Genomic DNA, 1,555 nt, shown 5'->3' on the forward strand with positions numbered 1-1,555 from the left:
CCACTTTGCCCAATGTACCCAATACGATGGCCACCAAAACCAGTGCGCGGTAGATGCCCAAGTGTTTGCCGCGGAACAGGAAGCGGATATTGGATTCGCCGAAGTAGTACCAGCCGATGATGGTGGTAAAGGCGAAGAAGGTCAGACAGACGGCGAGCAGTTGAGAACCGAAACCCGGAAAGGCCTTGTTAAAAGCCAGTTGGGTAACCGCAGCGCCGGTTTCGCCGGAGAGGTTGGCGTCGGTCAGCAGGATAATCAGCGCAGTTGCCGTGCAGACCATCAGCGTATCGATAAAGATACCGATAAACGCGGCCATACCTTGTTCCACGGGATGTTTGACGTTGGCGGTTGCATGAGCGTGCGGGGTCGAACCCATACCGGCTTCGTTAGAAAACAGGCCGCGTGCCACGCCGAAACGGACGGCCTCGCGCATACCGATACCGGCCGCACCGCCCAATACCGCTTCAGGATTAAAGGCGGCAACAAAAATATGGCTGAACATCGGAATAATGTGGTCGGAGAATTTGAACAAAATAATCACGGCACACAAGATGTAAATCACCGCCATAAACGGTACGACAAATTGCGCGATACCGGCAATGCGGTTGATGCCGCCGATGATAATCAGGCCGGCGAGTACGGCCACCGCAATACCGACTGCCATCGGCGGAATATTAAAAGCTAAATTCATAGCCGAGGCGATGGAGTTGGATTGTGTCGCGTTGCCGATGAAACCCAGCGCGATAATCAAGGCGATGGAGAAAAAGCCGGACAGGAAACGCGCCGCGCCCCGGCCGATTTTCGGGGTCAGGCCGTGCGTAATGTAAAACGCTGGGCCGCCGATGTATTTGCCGTGGCTGACCACGCGGTATTTTTGCGCTAAAACGGCTTCTGCAAAAATGGTAGACATGCCCAAAATGGCAGACAGCCACATCCAAAAAATGGCACCCGGGCCGCCGGCGGTAATCGCAGTGGCGACACCGGCCACGTTACCGGTACCGATTTGCGCGGAAATCGCTACGGCAAGCGCTTGAAATTGAGACAGGGATTTGCCTTCGTGGTCTTTGTCTTTTTTACTGAACAAGCCGCCGAAAACGGATTTGAAACCTGTTCCTAATTTGGTAATTTGCGGCGCGCCCAAGTACAGGGTAAAAAACAGGCCGATGCCGATTAAGGCATAAATCAGCAGGTAGTCCCAAAGAACCAGATTGACTGCACCCACCAGAGCAGACAATATTTCTTCCATAATATAACCTTTAAGAAAAACAAATAAAAAGAAAATGATACGGGCAACTACTCCCGTTCATTTTCGCGGTTGGCAACAAGGGCGAGCAGGCCGTTTTGCCGTTTAATACCGGTTTAAGTTGTTAACAATCCTGACCGATTTTGTCATCATACCGTAAACCTTCGTGAATTAAAACGGAAAACTGACAAAGGTTTGCCGCAAATGTGCTTCTTTATTTTAAAAAAGGTTTCTTTGTTTTCAGACGGCCTGTTTTTGCAAATGTTTGGGCCGTCTGAATATTTTGGCTAAAGCTAACTTATGATAAAATGC

At 50.5% G+C, this 1,555-nt stretch carries 1 protein-coding gene; it reads right to left on the reverse strand.

Annotated elements, in window-relative coordinates; all coding sequences use genetic code 11:
- Positions 1-1,246: alanine/glycine:cation symporter family protein (locus ACTHUM_RS13580; protein WP_440403122.1), on the reverse strand; the 1,246-nt coding region annotated here is incomplete at its 3' end.
- Between the last annotated feature and the right edge of the window lie 309 nt (positions 1,247-1,555).

It is taken from the genome of Neisseria sp. P0021.S006 (assembly GCF_051956895.1).